At 47.6% G+C, this 21,525-nt stretch carries 20 protein-coding genes; 13 read left to right on the top strand and 7 right to left on the bottom strand.

What is annotated here, in order from left to right; translation table 11 throughout:
• Window positions 1-576 precede the first annotated feature (576 nt).
• Entirely contained in the window at window positions 577-1,776 is a 1,200-nt protein-coding gene (locus J2W69_RS19870; protein ID WP_310281842.1) for a hydrolase, read from the top strand.
• A gap of 15 nt (window positions 1,777-1,791) precedes the next feature.
• Here the strand turns inward: J2W69_RS19870 and J2W69_RS19875 are convergent, their stop codons facing one another.
• The 5 genes from J2W69_RS19875 to ylqF form a co-directional block, all read right to left on the bottom strand.
• The gene (locus J2W69_RS19875) at window positions 1,792-2,682 is read right to left on the bottom strand and encodes a DMT family transporter (RefSeq protein ID WP_310281844.1); all 891 of its coding nucleotides are present in this window, start codon (window positions 2,680-2,682) and stop codon (window positions 1,792-1,794) included.
• On the bottom strand, window positions 2,682-3,563 hold the full coding sequence (gene cysM, locus J2W69_RS19880) for a cysteine synthase CysM (protein ID WP_310281846.1): 882 nt from the start codon (window positions 3,561-3,563) through the stop codon (window positions 2,682-2,684). The genes J2W69_RS19875 and cysM overlap by 1 nt, the downstream gene beginning before the upstream one ends.
• A gap of 87 nt (window positions 3,564-3,650) precedes the next feature.
• Window positions 3,651-4,400 (bottom strand): TrmH family RNA methyltransferase, encoded by a 750-nt coding sequence (locus tag J2W69_RS19885; RefSeq protein ID WP_310281849.1) that lies wholly within the window; start codon window positions 4,398-4,400, stop codon window positions 3,651-3,653.
• A gap of 19 nt (window positions 4,401-4,419) precedes the next feature.
• The gene (locus J2W69_RS19890; protein WP_310281851.1) at window positions 4,420-6,084 is read right to left on the bottom strand and encodes an amidohydrolase; all 1,665 of its coding nucleotides are present in this window, start codon (window positions 6,082-6,084) and stop codon (window positions 4,420-4,422) included.
• A gap of 38 nt (window positions 6,085-6,122) precedes the next feature.
• On the bottom strand, window positions 6,123-7,058 hold the full coding sequence (ylqF, locus tag J2W69_RS19895) for a ribosome biogenesis GTPase YlqF (RefSeq protein WP_008900836.1): 936 nt from the start codon (window positions 7,056-7,058) through the stop codon (window positions 6,123-6,125).
• A 163-nt stretch (window positions 7,059-7,221) separates the two neighbouring features.
• Between ylqF and J2W69_RS19900 the strand changes: the two genes are divergently transcribed.
• Complete coding sequence (locus tag J2W69_RS19900) at window positions 7,222-8,673, top strand: FG-GAP repeat domain-containing protein (protein WP_310281855.1); 1,452 nt, start codon at window positions 7,222-7,224, stop codon at window positions 8,671-8,673.
• A 2-nt stretch (window positions 8,674-8,675) separates the two neighbouring features.
• Here J2W69_RS19900 and J2W69_RS19905 read toward each other — a convergent pair whose 3' ends face one another.
• Window positions 8,676-9,155, bottom strand: a complete 480-nt coding sequence (locus J2W69_RS19905) for a hypothetical protein (RefSeq protein WP_310281857.1) — start codon at window positions 9,153-9,155, stop codon at window positions 8,676-8,678.
• A gap of 125 nt (window positions 9,156-9,280) precedes the next feature.
• Between J2W69_RS19905 and J2W69_RS19910 the strand changes: the two genes are divergently transcribed.
• The 3 genes from J2W69_RS19910 to J2W69_RS19920 are packed head-to-tail and all read left to right on the top strand — an operon-like array spanning window position 9,281 to window position 12,959.
• Window positions 9,281-9,883: an aspartyl/asparaginyl beta-hydroxylase domain-containing protein gene (locus J2W69_RS19910; protein WP_310281859.1), complete on the top strand. Its 603-nt coding sequence runs from the start codon at window positions 9,281-9,283 to the stop codon at window positions 9,881-9,883.
• Complete coding sequence (locus J2W69_RS19915) at window positions 9,846-11,828, top strand: phytanoyl-CoA dioxygenase family protein (protein ID WP_310281861.1); 1,983 nt, start codon at window positions 9,846-9,848, stop codon at window positions 11,826-11,828. The genes J2W69_RS19910 and J2W69_RS19915 overlap by 38 nt, the downstream gene beginning before the upstream one ends.
• Window positions 11,829-12,959: a hypothetical protein gene (locus J2W69_RS19920; protein WP_310281863.1), complete on the top strand. Its 1,131-nt coding sequence runs from the start codon at window positions 11,829-11,831 to the stop codon at window positions 12,957-12,959.
• On the opposite strand, the gene J2W69_RS19925 is transcribed toward J2W69_RS19920, so the two are convergent.
• Window positions 12,929-13,702 (bottom strand): sulfotransferase domain-containing protein, encoded by a 774-nt coding sequence (locus J2W69_RS19925; protein WP_310281865.1) that lies wholly within the window; start codon window positions 13,700-13,702, stop codon window positions 12,929-12,931. The two genes, J2W69_RS19920 and J2W69_RS19925, sit on opposite strands and share 31 nt — an antisense overlap.
• Before the next feature lie 176 nt (window positions 13,703-13,878).
• On the opposite strand from J2W69_RS19925, the gene J2W69_RS19930 reads away from it, so the two are divergent.
• The 8 genes from J2W69_RS19930 to J2W69_RS19965 form a co-directional block, all read left to right on the top strand.
• Window positions 13,879-14,397, top strand: a complete 519-nt coding sequence (locus tag J2W69_RS19930; RefSeq protein ID WP_310281866.1) for a GNAT family N-acetyltransferase — start codon at window positions 13,879-13,881, stop codon at window positions 14,395-14,397.
• 41 nt (window positions 14,398-14,438) lie between these two features.
• The gene (locus J2W69_RS19935) at window positions 14,439-14,738 is read left to right on the top strand and encodes a DUF6916 family protein (RefSeq protein ID WP_310281868.1); all 300 of its coding nucleotides are present in this window, start codon (window positions 14,439-14,441) and stop codon (window positions 14,736-14,738) included.
• Window positions 14,739-14,800: 62 nt separating this feature from the next.
• Window positions 14,801-15,331, top strand: a complete 531-nt coding sequence (locus tag J2W69_RS19940; protein WP_310281870.1) for a phage tail protein — start codon at window positions 14,801-14,803, stop codon at window positions 15,329-15,331.
• A gap of 10 nt (window positions 15,332-15,341) precedes the next feature.
• Complete coding sequence (locus tag J2W69_RS19945; RefSeq protein WP_310281871.1) at window positions 15,342-15,863, top strand: phage tail protein; 522 nt, start codon at window positions 15,342-15,344, stop codon at window positions 15,861-15,863.
• 10 nt (window positions 15,864-15,873) lie between these two features.
• The gene (locus J2W69_RS19950) at window positions 15,874-16,440 is read left to right on the top strand and encodes a phage tail protein (protein ID WP_310281873.1); all 567 of its coding nucleotides are present in this window, start codon (window positions 15,874-15,876) and stop codon (window positions 16,438-16,440) included.
• A 73-nt stretch (window positions 16,441-16,513) separates the two neighbouring features.
• Complete coding sequence (locus J2W69_RS19955; RefSeq protein WP_310281875.1) at window positions 16,514-17,638, top strand: S8 family peptidase; 1,125 nt, start codon at window positions 16,514-16,516, stop codon at window positions 17,636-17,638.
• 165 nt (window positions 17,639-17,803) lie between these two features.
• Window positions 17,804-19,033, top strand: a complete 1,230-nt coding sequence (locus J2W69_RS19960) for a TIGR03032 family protein (protein WP_310281877.1) — start codon at window positions 17,804-17,806, stop codon at window positions 19,031-19,033.
• 36 nt (window positions 19,034-19,069) lie between these two features.
• On the top strand, window positions 19,070-21,525 hold a 2,456-nt coding region (locus tag J2W69_RS19965; RefSeq protein ID WP_310281878.1), incomplete at its 3' end, for an Ig-like domain-containing protein.

A 21,525-nucleotide genomic window follows, 5' to 3' on the forward strand; every position in this document is an offset into this window, starting at 1 on the left:
ACAACCACAGGCGGCCACACAGCTTTAATGCTGGGTTACCGCCAGTGATAGCAGAACAACCTAAGTTAGTGTCCGGAAATACTTGACCACTACACATGCGACAAATTGGCCGGGAGCCAATTTGGACCGCTTCAGCGGGGCCCGAAGGGACGAACCCCAGGGATGGGGTGAGCAAAGTAGTTCACCGCACCCAAATTCAGAATAAATCCGCTGCTAATGTAGTTCTCCGCCCCACGAATTCAGAACAAATCCGCTTTTAAAATTCAGAACGGGCGCCCACAAGGGGGGAGGGCAGGATGCCCGCAATAATGTAGTTCACCGCCCCCGAATTCAGAACAAATAGGCTGTTAAAGTAGTTCACCGCCCCTGAATTCAGGACAAATCCGCTCTTAACATTCCAAACGGGCGCCCACAAGGGGTGCCCCTACAGTCGATTACCCCTTACATTTACCGGAGAATCCATAAACGCCCACCCACAAAGAACGCCCCTACAGGCGATCTACATCAACTCTACCTACCTTTTGTAACCCCATTTGGCTATAATGCAGCCCGTTTTTACAGCAGTTTGGGTGTGGTTTGATTTTAGTTCGTGTGGTGCAGTACCTTTGGTTCAGAATGATCCGGCTTAGCTGGCGCTCGTGGCTGAAATTGATCCCCTTGATGTTCATCAGCCTGGTATTGATCTCTATATTTGCCACCCCTATTCCTGATCAGCAATACCATTTTCCTGACGAAAACACAGCGAACAGCAACTTTCATGTGGTTGAATTTAATGACGAAGGTCAGCCCCACGACTTAAAGCAACAACAAGCTTTGTTTGACCGTATCAAAAAACCGGATTCCGCCACTGCAGAATTGGTGATTTTTGTGCATGGCTGGCACCAAAGTGCTGCGCCAACAGATTCCAACTTCGTTGCTTTTCAGCTATATATCAAAGAGTTACAAGATGTGGCTCCGCAGCGTAACCTGATAGGTCTTTATCTGGGCTGGAGGGGCGATAAATACGATCCTTTATGGCTGGACGAGTCTGATAAAGCTGAAGGCTGGCTAGAACCACTGGATTTTCCTACTATTTTTCAGCGTAAAAGAGTATCACGTCTGGTTGGTGAACAAGGGGTAAGTCAGTTACTGGACAAGCTCGATGTTGTGGTTGAGCAAGGTCAGCTGAAACGTTATATCTTTATCGGTCATAGTTTAGGTGGTTCTGTGGCTTTGCATGCCAGTAAAGATCGGGTGAAAAAGGCTATAGATTTGGGCAAAGACAACCCGAATTTGTATTTACTGTTGAACCCTGCAGTGACGGCTAAAGAATACAAACCGCTGGACTCTTTATTAAGTGTCGACAGGCAAAAACCCAGTATGGTGGTATTGCAGTCCAAAGGTGATTTTGCTGTAAAAGAAGCGTTTAACTTTATAAAAGATGGTGAGCAGGCGGTGGGAAACTCATGGGCCATTACCCACGATATTGATAAGTGCCCCAGAGGTAACTGCAAAATTCCTCTGCAACTGCATAGCAGTCTGGCTCAGCATGACGCCATACCTGGTTGTATGATGCAGCTCAATCGTTCTGGCTGGCGCATCCGTGCCCGTGTGCAGGCGCGCCGTACTATACAGAGTTGTGATGATGCTAATATGCAAGCTGTGTGGGTACTGGCTGTGTCGAACGATATTATTTTTGGTCACAATGACATTTTAACGCCAAATCATGCCGGAGCTTTGGCTGAGATTTTAAGCCTGATTGATTATCACAGAAACCAGATCCCTGAAGCTATCTGACGATATACCATCCATCTAATGCCATAAAATTAATACTGTGCCAGCCACTGTCAGGCTGGCACCCACCCAGGCTCCGACAGCAGGCCGCCTTTTATAAACCAGCCATAATAACGGTACTACGACCACTGGACTCACTGAAGACAGCATGCCTATTAAACCCGCGTCACCGGTTTTTAAGGCCTGTAAAATCAGCGTCATGCCAATCACCATCGACAAGGCTGCATTCACAAGTACCATGGCGAAGATTTTTTTCGTCATAGGTAAATAAACCCTAGCCACTTTAAAACCTAACCAGAACAACAACAGATGAGCAAATAAGGCTACCGTCATCCGTACTGCAGAAGCACTGACTGCGTCTATGTCGGTCTCCATTAACGGCTTTAACATTAAGGTCGAAGCTGCCTGGCATAGAGCCGAAGTTAAACCTAAAGCAATACCGGAACGCAGCTGAGACTGATTCGATTCCCAATGATGTTGCTCTTCCGCTCTGCGACCGAGCACTATGGCTGTCATCACCCCTGAACTTAACAGACTGCAGCCCACCAGAGTCCAGCCCCAAATAGATTCGCCTAAAAACAAGTAAGCCAGCAACACCGAAAACATCGCATGTGTGGCAAACAATACACCGGCACGGCGTGGCCCTAATCTGTTCATTGAGGCAAATAACGAAGTATCACCAATTAAAATACCAATAAGCGCCGATATGGCCAGCAGCGGTAGTTGAGGTAAAGCCAGAGTGCTAAAGCCACCACTGAAAAAAGCCCAGATCCATAACATGCAGGCGGCGCAGGCCAGGCGCCAGCGGGTAAAAGCGAAGGCGCCCAAATGACTGGAGGCGGTAGCAGATAATAAACTGCCAACAGCCCAACACACAGCAGCCAGTAAAGCTAAATATTCAAAAGGCACTAATAAATTCCTGAAGATAAATAACGATCACCCCGATCGCAGATAATGGCCACTATCACGGCATTCTCCAGTTGCTCTGCCAGGCGCAAAGCAGCATAAACTGCACCACCAGAGCTAACCCCACAAAATATACCTTCCTGTTGGGCCAGTTGACGCATAGTGTCCAGAGCTTGATCGGCAGTGATATCGATGATTTGATCGACCCGCTGTTTTTCATAAAAGCCAGGTAAATACGCTTCAGGCCAGCGGCGTATACCAGGAATGCTGCTGCCTTCAGCCGGTTGCAAACCTATAATTTGAATAGCTGCATTTTGCTGCTTCAGATAACGAGACACACCCATGATGGTGCCCGTAGTGCCCATGCTGGAGACGAAATGTGTGATCTGGCCCAGACTTTGTTGCCAGATTTCTGGCCCGGTTGAAGCAAAATGCGCAGCCGGATTGTCGCTGTTATTAAACTGATCCAGCACTAAACCCACAGCTTCAGCCTGCATTTGTTTGGCAAGATCACGGGCGTATTCCATACCCTGCTCTTTACTGACCAATATCAGCTCAGCGCCATAAGCCCGCATCGAGGCCTTACGCTCGTCTGTCATATTGTCCGGCATAATCAGCTTCATTTTGTAGCCTTTAATGGCTGCTGCCATCGCCAAAGCTATACCAGTATTGCCACTGGTGGCTTCAATCAGACAGTCACCAGGTTTTATGTCGCCACGCAGTTCAGCCTGCTGCAGCATAAAAAGTGCTGGCCTGTCTTTGACGGAACCTGCCGGATTATTGCCTTCGAGCTTTAACAGCACAGTGCTTTTTGTGTGATTGGCCATACGTTGCAGCCGCACTAAAGGCGTCTGGCCAACATAATCTTCGAGGGTAGGGAACATAAAACCTCAGCGGGGCAGAAGAAATTGCGCTTAGTGTAGCGGATCCGACTCTTTACTCACAGACGGATCCGCTATAACTCAGAAGCTTTATAGCTGCGATAAGCGTTTAAAGTTGTCACATAAAATCGCAGTAGCTATGCCCACATTCAGTGATTCAGTGTCGCTGAAACTGGGGATAGTCACAGGGTGGCTGATCACAGGTTTTAATGCCGGGCTAATACCATTGGCTTCATTGCCCATCACCAGATAACCACCGGCTTTGCTCAGTCTGAGCTGATGCACTGACTCACCTTCAAGATAAGCACCATAAACCGGCATGGCGCTTTGTGCTAACACAGGTAACAGCTCCTGATAAAACATCTGCACCCGTAAAAATGAGCCTTTAGCCGCAGCTATCACTTTAGGATTGTATAAATCCACTGTGTCGGGAGAACACAGCAACTGGCGAATACCATACCAGTCGGCAACGCGGATAATAGTGCCTAAATTACCAGGGTCGTTGATTTGATCCAAAACCAGTACCCAGTCGCCTTGTTGCTCTTTAAATGGTTGAGCTACTGGTATTTCGGCTACAGCCAAAGCAGCATTATTGCTGCTAAATGTACCCACTTGTACCAATTCATGTTCAGTGCATTGCTGCACTAAATCAGCTTTAGTACAAAGGCCATGGTGTTGCTGAAAAAACTGTTCGGTGCCAAACACAGCCCGCACTTTCCACGAACTGTGCAGCAATTCCAGTACAGATTTTTCGCCTTCGACAAAAAACAACTGCTCGGCTTTGCGGTATTTTTTTTGCTGTAGCGATCGGATTAACTTCGACCATTTCTGACTAATCATAAGAACCTATAAAACATGCCTACATCGAGGCCTTATATTTCTGTTGTCCAGCTACCCAGCTTTGTTGCACTTTGGTTTGCCATAAAGTTTCAGCAGGAGCTTTAAAAATGTCGCGATCAACCAAAATAAAATCAGCCCACATGCCTGGCGCTAATGACCCCATGCTTTGATCCTGAAAAGCACCATAAGCTGCATCGAGGGTAAAGGCTTTTAAGGCTTGAGTTAAGGTTAGGCGTTGTTCCGGCAACCAGCCACCTACGGGTTGATTCTGCTGATCCTGACGTGTTACTGCGGCATGAATACCATAAAAGGGATTGGCCAATTCAACTGGAAAATCTGAACCTGCCACTATACGACTGCCCTGATCCACAAAGCTTTTCCAGGCATAAGCGCCGCGTAAACGGGCTATACCTAAACGATCGGCTGCCATATTTTTATCTGACGTGGCATGGGTAGGTTGCATGGACGGCAGAATATGCAGCTCTGCAAAACGTGGGATATCTTTAGGCGAAACAATCTGTGCATGTTCAATACGGTGACGGCCTTGTTCCAGTTGCTCTTTGCTTGCGAGTTGCTCAAATCTGTCTAAAACAAGACGATTGGTTAAATCACCTATTGCATGCACGTTGGTTTGAAAACCAGCGTCCAGCGTCAGCTTCATGACCGCTGTTAATTTGTCTGGCTGAGTGACAAATAAACCTTTTTGGCCAGGTTGATCAGAATAAGCTTCTATCAACGCAGCACCACGGCTACCTAAAGCACCATCGCCATAGACTTTTACTGAGCGGGCAACCAATAAATCTTCTTGATCCAGCACTGGACCGGCTTTTAACCAGTCGGCTAAATCTGGATCTGTCGCTGCTAACATGGCGTAAATACGCAGTGGCAGTTTATTGTCTTTACGAAGTTGCTGATAACTTTGCAGGTTCGCTGCGTCAACACCGGCGTCATGGACAGAGGTAATACCCAAAGCTAACAAGTGTTCAAAGGCAGTATCTAATGCAGCTAAACGCTCGGCTTCGGATTGCTCTGGAATATGTTTTTCCAGCAATAACATAGCGTTGTCTATCAATACACCTGTTGGATTGCCTTCATTATCCCGGATAATTTCACCACCGGGCGGATCTATGGTTTCTTTGGTGATGCCAGCCAGTTGCAACGCTTTGCTGTTAGCCCAACCTGCATGACTATCAACCCGGGTTAGCCAGACAGCTTTGTCTTTAATGCTTTCATCGAGCAAAGTTTTGCCGGGGAATTGTTGGGTTGGCCACAACACCTGATTCCAACCCCCACCTAAAATCCATTGCGAGTGCTGGTGAGTTTTAGCAAAAGCGGCAACTTGCGCCACAGCCTGAGCTTCACTGCTGCTGGTACGTAAATCCACTCTGTTCAGGTTTTGGCCCAACCCCAATACATGACCATGGCCATCAATCAGGCCTGGTAACAAAGTCTGGCCTTTGCCGTCAATTTGTTCTGCTTTGTCATAGGCAGCAACAGCTGCTTTATCGCCGCGTGCCAGTACTTTTCCGCTTTGATTATCAAATACAAAATGACTGAATTCGGCAATTTGGCCTGTTTCATCAAAGCCATAACCCTGAATATTATGCAGCACTACAGGAGCGGCTGATAAAGAGCCGCTGCTAAGCAGTAACAGACTGAGCACTGAAGGAGTAAAACGAAACATAAAGATCCCCTGATTGGTCCGTTGCCGGACCAGCCGGGCTAACGGTATTTTTTCTTGGCTTTTTGCTGACGGACTTTTTCCCGCTCAGCTTTTTCAGCAGCTCTGGTGGCTTCCTCTAACTTAGCATTCTGCAATTCCTCTGTCACCATATCCGGTGTTTCCAGACTGACAGGGCCAAACAAGCCAGCACGAAGTTCGGTAATTAAAATGGAACCTGCTTTTTGTAGATCAACCACACCACCTTTACGCATACAACCACGGCGTTCGCCCAAAGCGTCTAATAAAGCCAAATCGTTTTCTGGTTGTTCTTTTAGCTGATAACGCGCCATCACTTGTTGAGGGTAGGCTTTGAGTAAGTAATCAGCGGCAAAAATGGCGATATCCGCGTAGTCAAAGGCTGTATCTTTAATAGCGCCAGTCACCGCAAGGCGGTAACCGCAACTGGCCGGACTCAGCTTGGGCCATAAAAAGCCAGGGGTGTCGGTCAGGATGACATTATTGTCTAAACGAATACGTTGCTGAATTTTAGTTACACCAGCTTCGTTGCCGGTTTTGGCAATAGTACGGCCAGCCAATGTATTGATAATGGTGGATTTACCCACGTTAGGAATGCCCATAATCATAGCGCGGGCACCACGGATATCTAAGTTCCGGTCTGGCAGCATTTGGTTGCAAAGTTGTAATAAAGCCTTGATTTGTTCAGGGTTTTGCTGACTAATAGGAATGGCTTTAATGCCTTTTTCCTGTTCAAAGCGTTCCACCCATAAAGCGGTGACCGCAGGGTCTGCTAAATCAGCTTTGTTCAGTACCTTGATCACCGGAGTGTCACCACGCAGTTCGGGCACCAAAGGGTTTTCACTGGAAAAAGGAATGCGGGCGTCCAGCATTTCGATAATGATATCGACCTGTGGCATAACCTCGGCAATTTCTTTACGGGCCTTGTGCATATGGCCTGGGAACCAGTTTATCGACATAAAAACTCTCTTGGGTTAGCCGCATCGCGGTCTGAACAGGAAACAATTCAATATTTTACGCTGTTATCAGCTGAGGCAGGAACTTTTTTCCGGCTTAAACCTCCGATTAGCAGCTTTTTACGTAGAAGAATCTCGTAATACATATACAAAGGAATAACAGGGAATGAATAAGTTGAAGTATCTGGCTGGTTTAGCTATCACTATGATTGTGTCGGCAGGCCCTTTAATGGCCTCAGAGTTTAAGCAGGTTCAGGTGCAACTGGAGCATCCTGCGAACGGCGATACTTTATTTATGCCGGGAGCTAAAGCAGTGTTGCAGTCTGGTCATTCGTCCAGTAATCGCTGGCTGAGTTGGGTTGATTTAACAACCAACACCGCAAAGCAGGTACCTATCCCAACACAAGCTCAGTTTTTTCATAAAGCGCAGATCAAAAGTCAGCCGGTTGAAGTATTGGTGGTCTTAGGCAGTGAAGGCATCAGTTATTTTAAACCTGAAGACAGCAGCTGGCATCGTTTACTCAACACTGAATCTCTGTACCGCACAGTGGATAGCAAAAGGTTGCTGAAGCTGGACTTTGTGTATGACTTAAATAACGATGGCTTATCTGACTTTGTAGTGACAGATTTTAATGCGCATCATCTGTATATGCAGCAACAGGATGGCAGTTTTAATCAATTCTCTTTGGCTGTGGACGCGAAATCCCGCATTTTTGATGAAAACCCGGATTACACAGGTCGCAAAGCACGATTTCTGGACTGGAATGGCGATGGCCGCACTGATATTGGCTTTGCGATAGACGACAGCTTGTTATTGTATCTGCAAACTGAAACAGGTTTTTCTACCCAGGCCCAGACCATTCAGCTTGGGTTGGGTTTAACGCCAGACGTTCAGGCTGAGCTGAGGGGCGGCGATGGTCGTAGCTTTAAAGGCTTGTCGATCAACAGGTTGTACGATGTGAAAGACTTAAATAACGATGGCGTAGCCGACTTTATTGTACGTCAGGAGCTGTTTGCCGATGCAGTGGAGCAAAGCTATAGCTACCGCATTCATTATGGCAAGATGGAACAGGGTACTTTGCAGTTTAAAGCTGAACCTGATGCACGTATTAACACTAAAGGGATCCAGTCTGAACCTGTATTTGCCGACTTAAATAACGACAAAAAGTTAGACTTTTTCACCCCGGCAGCTGAGTTTGGTATAGGCACTCTGGTGCGGGCTTTACTGGCAGGCACTGCGACTATGGAACTACAGTTTTTTCCGCAATTGCCCAGCGGTAAATTTCCGGATAAGCCTGTGTATCGACAAGACGCTACAGCACAGGTCAGCATTGGCAATGCTCAGGTCAATTTACCTGTGCTCAAAGCGCTGGTTTCAGAGCAGGCGCCGGCTTTGTTGTTGATCGGGGATAAAGACCATTTAAAGCTTTATCAAAGCGCTAAAGAAAAGCTGTTCAGCAGTAAAAGTGTACGCTTAAAGCAAGCTATACCGCTGAATGGAATGCTGGCCTCCACTGCAGATCTGGATCAAAACGGTAAAATGGATCTGATTTTGCCTTTTACCCACTTAGACCCGGAAGCAGTGCGTAACCAGCTGCATTTTTTATTGCAGCAATAAATTTATGGCCTTAACCATTGCTTCATTTGTGGATAGCCGTCAGCGGAACCTGATGGTTCACACATGCCATACCAGCTCAATAGCGGATGGCCAAATCCGCCTCCACAACTAAAGGCGGCTATATAGGCTTCTGAACCACCTTTGTAGCCGTCAGCATGAAATAAAAATTCTGGCGGCAAATTTAAATGCACTAAAGCTGCCCATGACCAGGCGATAGCCGCCATTTCTTCGGCTGGCCCCTGATTTGCAGATTCATTCACATTGTCATTCAGCAGATGACGCTGGGCAGTGGGCATTACGGCTATATGACCTGCTTCGTGCAGCAAATCTCCGGGTTGAACAAGCTGTTCCGGGTCTATACAAAGGCCGCCATTTTTTATCAAGACTCCTGCTAAAAAGCTGGGTTCAGCCAATGGTTGGAGCTGATACGCAATACCAATGTCATTAAAAAAGGCTAACACTCTTTGCAGTGACTCAGTCATTTTGGCCTCAATGAATTGATGCTGTTGTTTTGGCTGCTCAGTAAGTAATTTGTTCTCCACCGCCTTTCTTTGTTCCTTTTATCTGCTAGCCTAGGTTTTTATAAAACAAAAATAACGACTTAGCCATGACTATTTGTAGTTTTGCTTTGCTTGGCCCTGTTGCCGGATTTCAACACATGCGTGAAGAACTGGAATTGTTGCTGCAGTTGCAATGGCATGCCCATGTGAACAAAAGAGATTATCAGGGCGGCTGGGATGTATTGCCTTTGCGTTGTGTCTCAGAGCATCTGAATGCCCACGGTATTTTGCAGAGTTTTGCGATTTATCCTACTGACGACTGGAGCAATTTACCCCAATTGGAACAAAGCCCTGCCTTGCTGCGTTTTGTAACGGCTTTACCTTACTCAGTTAAATCTATACGGCTGATGCGCTTACACCCGGGGGCTGAAATTAAACCGCACCGTGATCAGGGCTTGTGCCTGGAGCAAGGAGAAGCTCGTTTGCATCTGCCACTCCAAACCAATGATTTACTGAAGTTTTTTGTTAATGATCAACAGGTGCCTATGCAGGCAGGCCAGCTGTGGTACATCAACGCTGATCAGGTACATAGGGTCGAAAATAAAGGTGCAGAGGCGCGCATCAACCTGGTGCTGGATTGTGTAGTTAATACTGAATTAAAGGAGCAAATTTATGCCGGATGGAACACTGAGTTATCCAGAGTTAACTGAAGATGTGTTATCACTTTTTGCGACTCAAATCCTGAAGTCTCAGGGCGCAGCTGAAGCACGGCCTTTGATTGTTTCGCTGCTGACCACCTTATGCCAGCATCTCAATCTGGATTTGCACCCGGACCAATACAAAGATAAAGAATTTACCCTGACGCCTTTTGGTAAAGCTGTATCACCCACTACCGCGGCTCAGTGCGCCGAAGATATTGAGCGAAGCAGGGTCTTTATACAGGCTATTTATAGGGCGGTGCAGGACCGTTTGACAGCAGAGCAGCCAGTGCTTGTGCTCTATGCGGGCACAGGCCCTTTAGGCTGGCTGATATTGCCTTTACTCAGTGTATTCAGTGCACAGCAGCTTCAGGTGACTGCTTTGGATATTCATCAGTTTTCCCTCGATAGTTTCCGGCATTTATGCAAAACGCTGCATCTGGAAGACAGAATAGCAGACTGGGTATGCGCTGATGCGACTGTGTGGCAACCGCAATCAGGAGTTAGCTATGACCTGATCTTGTCTGAAACCATGAATCAGTTTTTGGAACAGGAACCTCAGGTACAGATTTTTGTGAATTTACAGCGTTGCCTGAAAGACGGCGGTTGCCTGATCCCACAACAAGTGCTGCTGTCGGCAGAGCTGGAATGGCAGTACAAAAAAAAGCTGCAAAGTCATCCACTAGGGCCTGTCTTTTGTTTGGATCTGGACAGTGCTCAAGCCCTGGCACAAGGAAAAACCGAACTACTACAAAGCCAGATGCTATTGCCCGAATTTGAACCAGGCCCTGTAGATATTAAATTGTGCACTGAAATTCAGGTCTATCAGCAGTTTCGGCTGGTGGAGAAGCAAAGCCAGTTAACTCTGGCAAAGTACCGCAAGCAACTGCTGCTCAAGCCTGGCTCTGTGCTTGAGTTTAGTTATCAGTCCGGGCAAATTCCGTTATGGCAATTAGAGTATCAAAGCCTGACCTTGCCATTGGTGGCAAGCGATGATTTGAGTGTCGGAGGGCTATTTCATTTCTACAGATTGTGGCAAAAGACTCAGATCAAAAAGTTAAAACTCCCCACTGCATTGCCGGCAGACGAATGGTTAGTCGACAGAGCACTATTGGATCTGGCTGGTTTAGGCTTACATCCGGGTTTGCAGCTGTTATACCGCTGCGACAGACTGTCTGAGTTACAGCAGGAAGTGCGGCAATTATCACTCACTGAAGCACAAAAACAGCAGATTAATCAGCAATTGTGTGAACTTGCCGCCGGGCAACAGAGTAGGGCAATACCTTCAGTACTGTCGGAACAACAACTGGCTTTCTGGCACCAATTTGGTTATCTGGTAGTGCCGGCTGTACTGACGCCGGAACAATGTGAACAAAGCCGGGCTGCTATCTGGCACTATCTGCAGGCCTCGCCAGAGCAACCACAAAGCTGGTACAGGCATTTGGGGTTGTGCGAAAAAATCATGTTGCCGTTGTTTCGTCATCCGGCTTTAGATGCCAACCGGGAGGTGCCACTGATCCGACAGGTTTTTGAGCAGCTTTGGCAAAGAACCGATCTGGTGATGAGCACAGACAGGGTAAGTTTTAATCCGCCACAGACGGCAGATTGGGCCTTTCCTGGCCCGGATTTGCATTGGGATATGCCGCTTCGTGCCCCTGTGGAGTTTGCAACTCAGGGTTTAATTTATTTAACGGATACCACAGAGCAGCAAGGGGCTTTTTGTTGTGTGCCCGGTTTTCATCTGCAGGCAGAACACTGGATCACCAGCCAGGGCAAAACTGAATTTGAGTTACAGCAACAGCGCTGGTCAGACTGGCCGGTGAAAGCCATAGCTGCCAAAGCCGGAGATTTGATCATCTGGCATCATGCTTTGCCTCATGGTCCAAGTGCAAATACAACAAATCAACCGCGTATGGTGCATTACATCAATTGTTACCCGATAAAAAGTGAAGCCTGAATGCAGCACAAATTAACTCTGTATTGGCAATTGTTGCATGATGAGGCAAAACTCAGGGCCTTACAACACAGCTGCTCTGTCCCTGATTTTGTGCAACAAATGGCGGTGTATCTGCAATGGCGAGACTTGAGCTTTGACCTGATGCTGAGTTTTTTAGAGCAGCAGAATAACACTGTGCTGGTGCCGGACCTGGAGCTGTTCAGTCGTTTTTGGCAACCCGCGGATTACCGGAAAAAGCAGCAGGCCCTGAACTGGGTTCCGGCTTTTGAGCCCTTGCAGCAGCCTTTTTTTCAGGACGATATACTGAAACAACGAGGCAAGCTGCTGGCGCAGTTTATCAGGCCTGTCACCTTAGTTTCTGACCTGCTGACACAAGCGTCCAGATTAACTCCAGTCAGTCCTGATCTGATTATTTTCCATTGGTCCCGCTGCGGCTCTACCTTGTTGGGGGGCTTATATCGACAGCTATCCGGAGTCAAGCTGCTGTCTGAATCTATGTTGATAAGCGATATGTTACTGGACCCTTTTTGGCCTGACTCTGTCAAACCACAACTGTTAACACTGGCTCTGTTGTTGCAAGGCCGCTTCCGGCATGGAGAAACTCAGTTGGTACTGAAGTTAAACGCCTGGGATTTGCCGCTATGGCCACTGTGGCTGCAACAGTTTCCTGCGGCCAAAGTACTGTGCCTTGGGCGGGATCCTGAAGCTATTCTGGCCTCACATCAGCGGATCTCTGGTATGCATATGGCCGGGCTTCCCGGTCAGCTTGGGGTTCTGGGTGATATCTGGCAACACTGTGACAGTTTTTTTAGCGGCCGTTGTGAAGTGCTTTATATTCTGATGCAAAGTAGCGAAGCACTGGTTCGGCAGAAGCAGGCAGTTTTCATCGACTATCAGCACTTAGTCCAATTCAGCCCACAGCAACTGGCGGCCTGGCTTGGCCGGACACCTGATAGCCATGAGCTACAGCGCTGGCAAAGTTTCAGCACAAGAGACGCTAAGCAACCTGATCAGGCTTTTCAGCAGGCTTCAACCCGGCTTGATGTGGCATTTAGCCCTGAGCAACAGCAGTCAATTCAGCTGAGATTGCAGCCTTTGTATCAGCTGTTGCTGCAAAAGTCGGAGCTATAACCTAAGCGCTCTGCCATTTGCTTGATAGCAGGCACTTTTTGTAATAGCGGGAATTCAACAGCACAAAGGGCAATAGCACCAGCGCCATACTGATCAACGAGGCCCGGAGAGGCTATATCGCGAACCGCCTCAGGTCCTAAAAACTCTGTTAAGGCTTGTTCGGTTGTTGCGCTGAATAATTGATCAAACTTTAATTCCAGCCAGTCGTTAGCAGGCCAACTCTGCCGAAGTTGCAAAGCTTTAGCCTGCACTTCGGTCCAGTACCATAAGTTTTTTTCTGCCGGGTTGAGCTGAGGCCAGAGTTCATGCCACTCTGCCAGATAACCCTGTTCAGGCCTTGGCAAAAACAGGTTTTTTAGCGGTAAATGCGGCACAAAAGGGGGCACAAAAGCATTTATCTTTAACAACGAATGTACTGTATCCACAGGGTCTCTGTGCAGATGTATTACCCTGGCCTGCCCATCCAGTTGCTGCCTGAACCACTCTAAATGGCGCCAGCAGGGAAAGCCCGTTTCAATATAACTCCGCCCCTGGTTTAAATGTTGCTGGATTTCAGACAAGTGCTGTTGTATTAGTTCCTTGTTATAACTCAGTGGAACTAGTTCCGTATTGAGGTCTGGCCGGTAATGGAAGGACAAAGGCTCATGCACTATCTGCCTGTCCGGGTACAACAAGCTAAGTTTTTCTGTCAGCCACTGAGTACCACAACGACCGGTAGAGAGGACAAAAGTAGCTGATGTCATTCGATTTTTCCTGAAGAGCTGAGTCTTTTTTACTGTAAAACATTTTTTTGTCGCCCGCCAATAAAGAGTAATTTCCCGGACTACGCCGATCTATCTGATTTTTAGAAATTAATTTGTTGTTTCTGAAAGTCGTGCTTATAGTTGTTTGCAGCGATAATAACTACAAGGACCCCAAAGTGCAGGGCATTCAATTACCACTCGGATTACATATTCGCACCTCTGTTGCTTCAGATAAGGCTTTTCTGGAAAAACTGCATCATGCAGTCCGGCAGGATTTGCAATGGATAGATGCCGAAAAAGATCTGGTTGAAACCATAGTGGAAATGCAACTGAAAGCACAAACTCAGAGCTACTCAGAGCAATTTCCCAACGCCATGTATTTCATCATCGAAAAGCAACAGCAGCCTATAGGCAAAGCCAGCATAGATTTTTCTCATGATCTGGTGCATCTGATTGATATTGCTTTTATTCCTGAAGCTCGTGGCCAGGGCTTTGGTAAGGCTGTATTACAAGCCCTGCAGCAGTGTGCCGCTCAGGTGGCTGCGCCTATGCTGTTATCGGTAGAGCAACAAAACCAGGTGGCAAAGCAGTTGTACCAAAGTTTGGGTTTTGCCACTGAAGTTGTGCAACCGCCTTATGAGCGCATGATTTGGTACCCGCCAGCCTTACGCAGTTTCAGTCAGAACATGGCGTAGCTGCTCAGTCGAACACTTAAAACCACAACCAGGAGGCCAGATTGGAATTATTTACTTACGACAGAGTACAAGAATTAGTGGGGCAGCAGATTGCTGTGTTACACCCGGAAACAGAGCAGACTCAGTTGCAGCTTACTGTCACAGAGGTGAGCAGGAATAAAGGGCTGGAACATGCCTTTGACGCCTTTTCTGTGGAATTAAAAGGCCCGCCGGACATGCATTGCCCTCAAGGCACCTACAGGTTCAGCCATCCGGCTTTTGGCACAGCAGAGCTGCTGCTGACGCCTCATGCGGCTGACAGTTATCACATTTGTATTTCGAGGAAAAAAGCGGTCAGTTAAGTTGTATGGCCAACACAGCAGTAGTTTGTTTAGTCCATTTGTTTGAGCAATAAGGAACAACTATGTCAACACCCTATGTCGGAGAAATTAAAGCTGTCGCTTATAATTTTGTCCCAAAGTACTGGAGTGCCTGTGATGGGCAAGTTTTAGCTGTCAATACCAATCAGGCATTGTACAGCTTGTTAGGTGTGCAGTTTGGTGGTAATGGCCAAACCAACTTTAACTTGCCGGATTTACGCGGCCGCACCCCGGTATGCTTTGGGGCTAGCCCAGCTCTGAATGTTAATTATATTCAGGGTTTTAGTGCAGGACAGGAAAACGTCACCCTGAACCTGACCCAAATACCGCCCCATACCCATCTGTTTCAGGCCACGTCGGCAACCGCTACATCAGGTAATCTGATTGGGAGCTCAGCACCAAACTCAACATTGGCTACAGCTAATCCTAATTATTACAATAGCAGTGCCCCGGATACCCCCTTGTTGCCTGCTACAGTTCAGACTGTTGGAGGGCAACCCCACACTAATATTCAGCCCAGTCTGGCCCTGATGTATATTATTGCCTTGACAGGCCTTTATCCAAGCCGCAATTAGGAGACGAATTATGGAACCTTATATTGGTGATATCCGGATCTTTGCCGGGGTTTTCAGCCCTGTCAGCTATGCATTTTGTAATGGTCAGTCAGTTGCTATTGCCGAAAATGAAGCCTTATATGCGCTGATCGGTACCACTTATGGTGGTGATGGGGTCAACACTTTTAATGTGCCCAGTTTACAGGGCCGTATTCCTGTACACAGAGGTCAGGCGCCTGCCGCTGGCTCCAGCAACTGGGTGGTGGGTATGGCCACGGGAACAGAAACTGTGACTTTAATTCAAAACCAACTGCCTGCTCACAGCCATAGTTTTGTGGTCAGCAGCGCTGCGGCTACGGCTACTACAGCATCAGGCCATAGCATTGCCAAGGGAGTCCACTATGCGGAAAGTGCAAATAATCCGGCAACAGGCACTATTTCTGCTCAGGCTTTGCAAGCTGTTGGCGGCAGTCAGCCACATAACAATATGATGCCTTATCTGGGCGTTAATTTTATTATTGCGTTGTTGGGCGTATTCCCAACCCGCAACTAAGGAGTCTGTTATGTCTTCACCTTTTCTCGCAGAAATCCGGATGTTACCTTATATGTTTGCGCCACGTGACTGGGCTGATTGTTCAGGCACAGTGATGCCACTGCAACAAAATAGCGCCTTATTTGCACTGATAGGTGTTATTTATGGCGGCAACGGACAAACCAATTTTGCCTTACCCGACTTACGTGCCCGCGCTCCTTTGCATGTGGGCGGTCAAAGTGGTCAAAAACCCCCTTTAAGTTACCATCAGCTAGGGGAAGCGGGTGGCACAACAGCTGTCACCCTGACGGTACCAACAATACCTGCTCATAGCCATAGTGTTACTGCGGCTCAGGTAAGACCCACTGCTTTGATTGACACAGCCAGTAACACAACCTATCTGGCCAATTTTGGGGGCGGGGGCGTGGCTTATTTACCAGATTTTTCCGGAGCTAACGCAGTAGCGTTAAATCCGGCCACTATAGGGGCAAGTGGTGGTCAAGGTGGCGCAGCTTTGCCCCATGAAAACCGTCAGCCTTTTTTGGCCTTAAGGTTTTGTATCTGTGTTGATGGTATTTTTCCGATGCGAGCCAATTAAAACAATGGGCTGGTGCCGTGTTTTATTGCTGGCTTGCATTGCTCTGATATCCAGTTTGACATCAAGTCTGGCAGTGGCGAGTCAGCTAAACACGGCACCTGTAAGCCCATTGTTTTTTGTTAATGCGAAGCAGCAGCTGCAATTAGAGCCTGCTGCTTCGCACTATCTGATGCAAGTTCAGAGTAAAACATTAAAAGTGCAACTGAGTAACAGGTTGCTTGTTAAAACAGGGCTTCAGCATAATGCGGCCAGCCTTAGTCAATTTCACCCGGCTATTGAAAAAGTGCAGCAACTGGCGAAATTGCAACAGGCCAGTTGGTGGCTGGTCACTGTAAAAGACAATCCACCTTCAGCTGTATTGTCGCATCTTCAGCAGCATGCTCAGGTGCTGGCAGTTCAACCCGATCTATTGCTGCAACGCCAAAACGCCAGAGCAGAGGAAACCTCTGGCCAGATAAAAGATCCACAGCTCCTCCCGCCTTTAAAAGCCACCAAAACAGTAAGACTGGCCATTATTGATGATGGTTTTGATTTACAGCATCCGGCGCTGCAAGGTTTGAATATCGCTTTGCAATATGATGCCGATTTACGGCTGGCTGATGCCAGCCCGAAGTTAGCTCTGGATCAACATGGCACCAAGGTTGCCGCGCTGCTGTTGCAAACAACAAGGCAGCACGGAGTAGAGCCTGAATTGGTGTTGATCAGGCAAGTCTCCAGTTGGACTTCTGATCTGCTGCTGGGTTTTACTGTTGCCCGTATGATGCAGGCTGATATTGTCAACAGCAGTTGGATTCTGCCATTTCTGCCTGACCCTCTGGCAGAGCTGCTGAACGAGTGGCAGCAACAGCAGCCTTATTTTGTCTTTGCTGCCGGCAATAACGCCGCCGATGCCTGCAGCTCTAACGCTTTTAGTCAGTTACCAGGTGCTTTACTGGTGGCTGCTGCAAAACACAATGGCGAACTTTGGCCTTATTCTAACTACGGACCTTGTATTGATATTAATGCCCCGGCCTATTTTCAACTGACAACCAATGCAAACAACAAAACCTCCGCTTTTACCGGCACTTCAGCAGCTGCTGCTTATGTCAGTGCCATGCTGGCTATAAAGATGGCTTCCGGGGTTCATTCCAGGCCAGATCAACTTCAGCTGTGGGTATTGCCTGTATCTGGCAAAGATGCAGAGAGCTCTGACCAATAGCAAGCTGGTGCACAAAATGCCATTTTTCTGTTTACATTGTAACCAAAACCCCTGCATAATGAAAAAACTGAAACTTTAAGTGAAATTGTTGTGTTAAGCAAAGCACGTTGATCGCAAAAACTAAGCTGAAGCACAACACTACAAAAGGATATGAGGTTTGCTGTAATGCAGGAACAAGTGCAGATGGATTACAGTGCTGAATACAGCGACAATTTACCGGCTTTGTTAAAGCAACTGAATATTGCTTTGGTTTTTACGTCCTATCAGGCCGGCCGTTTAATGCTGGTGCGCAGTGACGGCACTCAGCTGGATATTAATTACAAAAGTTTTCCTCGTCCTATGGGACTTGCCGTAACAAAAAACAGCCTGACATTGGGCGTCTTCACGCAAGTCTTGAAATTTCAACGCGAAGATGCGCTGCTGGAAAAAATTAAACAGCCTTTATTACCTATTGATCAAGACATTACCGCCCCCCGACTTAAAACTGAGTCAGCAGAGAATGCAGTTGGAAAAGGGCTTGATGACCTTTCAGACCTGACGCCCGAACAACTGGCAGAGCAGGAAGAATTGCGACAGGAACAGCAACGTTGGCAGGATTACCAGCAACAGTTGATGGCTCCGCTGGATGAACGCACAGATGCTTGTTTTATTACCCGAAGCGCACATTACAGCGGCATGATTAATATCCATGATATTGAATGGGGCACTGAAGGCTTGTGGGCTGTCAACTCAAGTTTTTCCTGCTTATGTACCTTAAGCCCGGACGCCAGTTTTGTTCCTCGCTGGAAGCCATACTTTATTACTGAATTAACGCCGGAAGATCGCTGTCATTTAAATGGTATGGCACTGAAAGACGGCAAACCTGCTTATGTCACCACCTTTTCAAAATTTAATGAAGCAGGTATGTGGCGTAAAGGTAATAAGTTTGGTGGCACCTTAATGGATGTTGTGCAAAACAAAATTTTGTTAGATAACCTCTGTATGCCACATTCTCCCCGTTACTATCGCGACAAAGTGTATTACTGCAATTCAGGGGAAGGCCAGGTTTGTTGTTATGACCCTAAAACCGGTCTGAATGCAGTACTGGCTGAAGTACCGGGTTTTACCCGCGGCATGGATTTTTATGGACCTTTTTTAATTGTTGGCTTATCCAAGGTGCGACAGAGTGATGTCACTTCCCCTGCACCTTTAGCCAAAAGATATTCCGACACTTGTTCCGGTATTTGGTTGTTTCACCTTGACAGCGGCAAAACTATAGCCACTCTTAAGTTTACCGGAAATGTCGATCAGATTTATGACGTAGCGGTGTTGCAGAGCTGCAGCTTTCCTGAGCTGATAGAGCCCGGTCATCCCCGAATGCGTAACCATTTCTGTTTTCCTGCCCTGGCAGAGTGAATGACTATTGGCTGTTGATCAAACAAGGATTGCATCATGAGTGCCCGCCCTAAAAACTCATTTTTGAAAACCTCACTTAAAGCCCTATGGCCTGCTTTGTTGCTGGCGCAGCCTGCCTTCGCGTCTGTACGAAGTAGCTCAGTGTCGCGCGCTCAATCCCGCACTGCAGCAATGGTTTTGCCTGGTTCTGGAAGCACATCGAACAACGAGCTGGAAAACGCTGCAACACAAAGTAATCCTTTTGCCTCTTTTGGTGTCAGTGCAGAATATGAACACATCCGACCTATTGAACCTGCTGCAGACACTTTAGCCTTTTTAGCTGAGCAGGGGTTGCTGGTGCCGGGAGCCGGGTTACAGGTGACTGAGTCCGGGCAAAATTTTACGTCCAGAAAAGAATTTGCGGCTTTTCCTAACAAAGGCCCAGGTGGTGTGCATCCATTCGCGATATGTACAGCGAATGCTGATTTTGTAACAGTTGCCTGGTTTGAACCACCGCAGGCTATGAATTGCCGAGGATATGTCTCTAGTCATAGTTCTCCCGTACCAATAGGAAATACTTACAGCGTATGTCTTAATGCTTATAACGCTTGTGTTGGGCAGACCAACTCAGCGCCGACCGATATTTCTCTGACGGCCAATACCCTGAATCAAAGCGCCGCGGCTAATACTGTTGTAGGAACCTTAGATTCCGTAGATGCCAACGGTGGTGATACCCATACCTATACTTTGGTTGCAGGAGCAGACGATACAGACAACGCCTCCTTTAATATCAGCGGTAATGAGCTCAGAGCCACAAACCCCGCTGCTATTGCCGCAGGTAACCGCTCTGTCCGGATCAGCACCACAGACAGTGGCAGTGGTAACCTGACCTTTGAAAAAGCCTTCACTATAGTAGTCACTGATGATGTAGCCCCAACTGCGACCATAGTAGTAGCGGATACCGCTTTAGCAATCGGCGAAACTTCGCTGGTAACTTTTACCTTTAGCGAAGCTGTGACAGGTTTTACTAATGCGGATTTAACGATAGCGAACGGCAGTTTAACAGCGGTCAGCAGTTCTGACGGTGGTACCACCTGGACGGCCACTTTTACTCCAAGCGCCAGTATTACTGATACAACCAATGTCATTACATTAAATAACACAGGTGTGGCAGATGCAGCTGGCAATGCCGGTGTTGGTACGACCAACTCGAACAACTATGCGATAGACACGGTACGTCCAACGGCTTCTATAGTAGTGGCTGACAACTCATTGACGGTGGGCGAAACTTCACTGGTGACTATTACTTTCAGCGAGGCGGTGACTGGTTTTACCAATGCAGATTTAACCATAGCCAACGGCACTTTAACGAATGTCAGTAGCGCTGATGGTGGCATCACCTGGACTGCAACTTTAACACCCACAGCCAGTGTGACAGATGCAACCAATGTGATTACTTTGGATAATACAGGTGTAGCAGATACAGCAGGTAATGCAGGTACTGGTACAACGAACTCTAATAACTATGCGATAGATACGGTACGCCCAACAGCCACAATAGTGGTGGCGGATACTGCACTGCGGATAGGCGAAACTTCGCCAGTCACTATCACTTTTAATGAAGCAGTCACAGGTTTTACCAATGCAGATTTGACCATAGCCAACGGCACTTTAAGTGCAGTCAGCAGCAGCGATGGCGGTATTACCTGGACAGCTACTTTCACACCCACAGCCAGTGTGACCAATGCCAGCAATGTCATTACCCTGAACAATACAGGTGTGGCAGATGCAGCAGGGAATACGGGTACTGGTACCACGGATTCCAACAACTACGCCATAGATACGGCGCGTCCTACAGCTACCATAGTAGTAGCGGATACCGCTTTAGCAATAGGCGAAACTTCGCTGGTAACTTTTACCTTTAGCGAAGCTGTGACAGGTTTTACTAATGCGGATTTAACGATAGCGAACGGCAGTTTAACAGCGGTCAGCAGTTCTGACGGTGGTACCACCTGGACGGCCACTTTCACACCAAGCGCCAGTATTACTGCCGCAACCAATGTCATTACGCTGGATAACACAGGGGTTGCCGATGTAGCTGGTAATGCAGGTACTGGCACCACCAACTCCAACAACTATGCCATAGATGGCGTGCGTCCAACGGCCTCTATAGTAGTGGCGGATAACGCATTAAGTGCAGGCGAAACTTCGCTGGTGACTTTTACGTTCAGTGAAGCGGTGACAGGTTTTAATAACGCAGATTTAACCATAGCCAACGGCGATTTAACTGCAGTCAGCAGCGCTGATGGCGGCATCACCTGGACTGCCACTTTAACACCCACAGCCAGTGTGACAGATGCAACCAATGTGATTACTTTGGATAATACGGGTGTAACAGATACAGCAGGAAATGCAGGGACTGGCACAACGAACTCTAATAACTATGCGATAGATACGGTACGCCCAACAGCCACAATAGTGGTGGCGGATACTGCACTGCGGATAGGCGAAAC

The organism is Rheinheimera soli, from assembly GCF_031457405.1.
Taxonomy (GTDB): domain Bacteria; phylum Pseudomonadota; class Gammaproteobacteria; order Enterobacterales; family Alteromonadaceae; genus Pararheinheimera; species Pararheinheimera soli_A.

Excerpts from the sequence above, each read along its gene's own strand:
- cysM (WP_310281846.1), bottom strand. The coding sequence starts at position 3,563 with ATGTTCCCTACCCTCGAAGATTATGTTGGCCAGACGCCTTTAGTGCGG.
- J2W69_RS19885 (WP_310281849.1), bottom strand. The coding sequence starts at position 4,400 with ATGATTAGTCAGAAATGGTCGAAGTTAATCCGATCGCTACAGCAAAAA.
- J2W69_RS19890 (WP_310281851.1), bottom strand. The coding sequence starts at position 6,084 with ATGTTTCGTTTTACTCCTTCAGTGCTCAGTCTGTTACTGCTTAGCAGC.
- ylqF (WP_008900836.1), bottom strand. The coding sequence starts at position 7,058 with ATGTCGATAAACTGGTTCCCAGGCCATATGCACAAGGCCCGTAAAGAA.
- J2W69_RS19900 (WP_310281855.1), top strand. The coding sequence starts at position 7,222 with ATGAATAAGTTGAAGTATCTGGCTGGTTTAGCTATCACTATGATTGTG.
- J2W69_RS19905 (WP_310281857.1), bottom strand. The coding sequence starts at position 9,155 with ATGACTGAGTCACTGCAAAGAGTGTTAGCCTTTTTTAATGACATTGGT.
- J2W69_RS19910 (WP_310281859.1), top strand. The coding sequence starts at position 9,281 with ATGACTATTTGTAGTTTTGCTTTGCTTGGCCCTGTTGCCGGATTTCAA.
- J2W69_RS19915 (WP_310281861.1), top strand. The coding sequence starts at position 9,846 with ATGCCGGATGGAACACTGAGTTATCCAGAGTTAACTGAAGATGTGTTA.
- J2W69_RS19920 (WP_310281863.1), top strand. The coding sequence starts at position 11,829 with ATGCAGCACAAATTAACTCTGTATTGGCAATTGTTGCATGATGAGGCA.
- J2W69_RS19925 (WP_310281865.1), bottom strand. The coding sequence starts at position 13,702 with ATGACATCAGCTACTTTTGTCCTCTCTACCGGTCGTTGTGGTACTCAG.
- J2W69_RS19940 (WP_310281870.1), top strand. The coding sequence starts at position 14,801 with ATGTCAACACCCTATGTCGGAGAAATTAAAGCTGTCGCTTATAATTTT.
- J2W69_RS19945 (WP_310281871.1), top strand. The coding sequence starts at position 15,342 with ATGGAACCTTATATTGGTGATATCCGGATCTTTGCCGGGGTTTTCAGC.
- J2W69_RS19950 (WP_310281873.1), top strand. The coding sequence starts at position 15,874 with ATGTCTTCACCTTTTCTCGCAGAAATCCGGATGTTACCTTATATGTTT.
- J2W69_RS19960 (WP_310281877.1), top strand. The coding sequence starts at position 17,804 with ATGCAGGAACAAGTGCAGATGGATTACAGTGCTGAATACAGCGACAAT.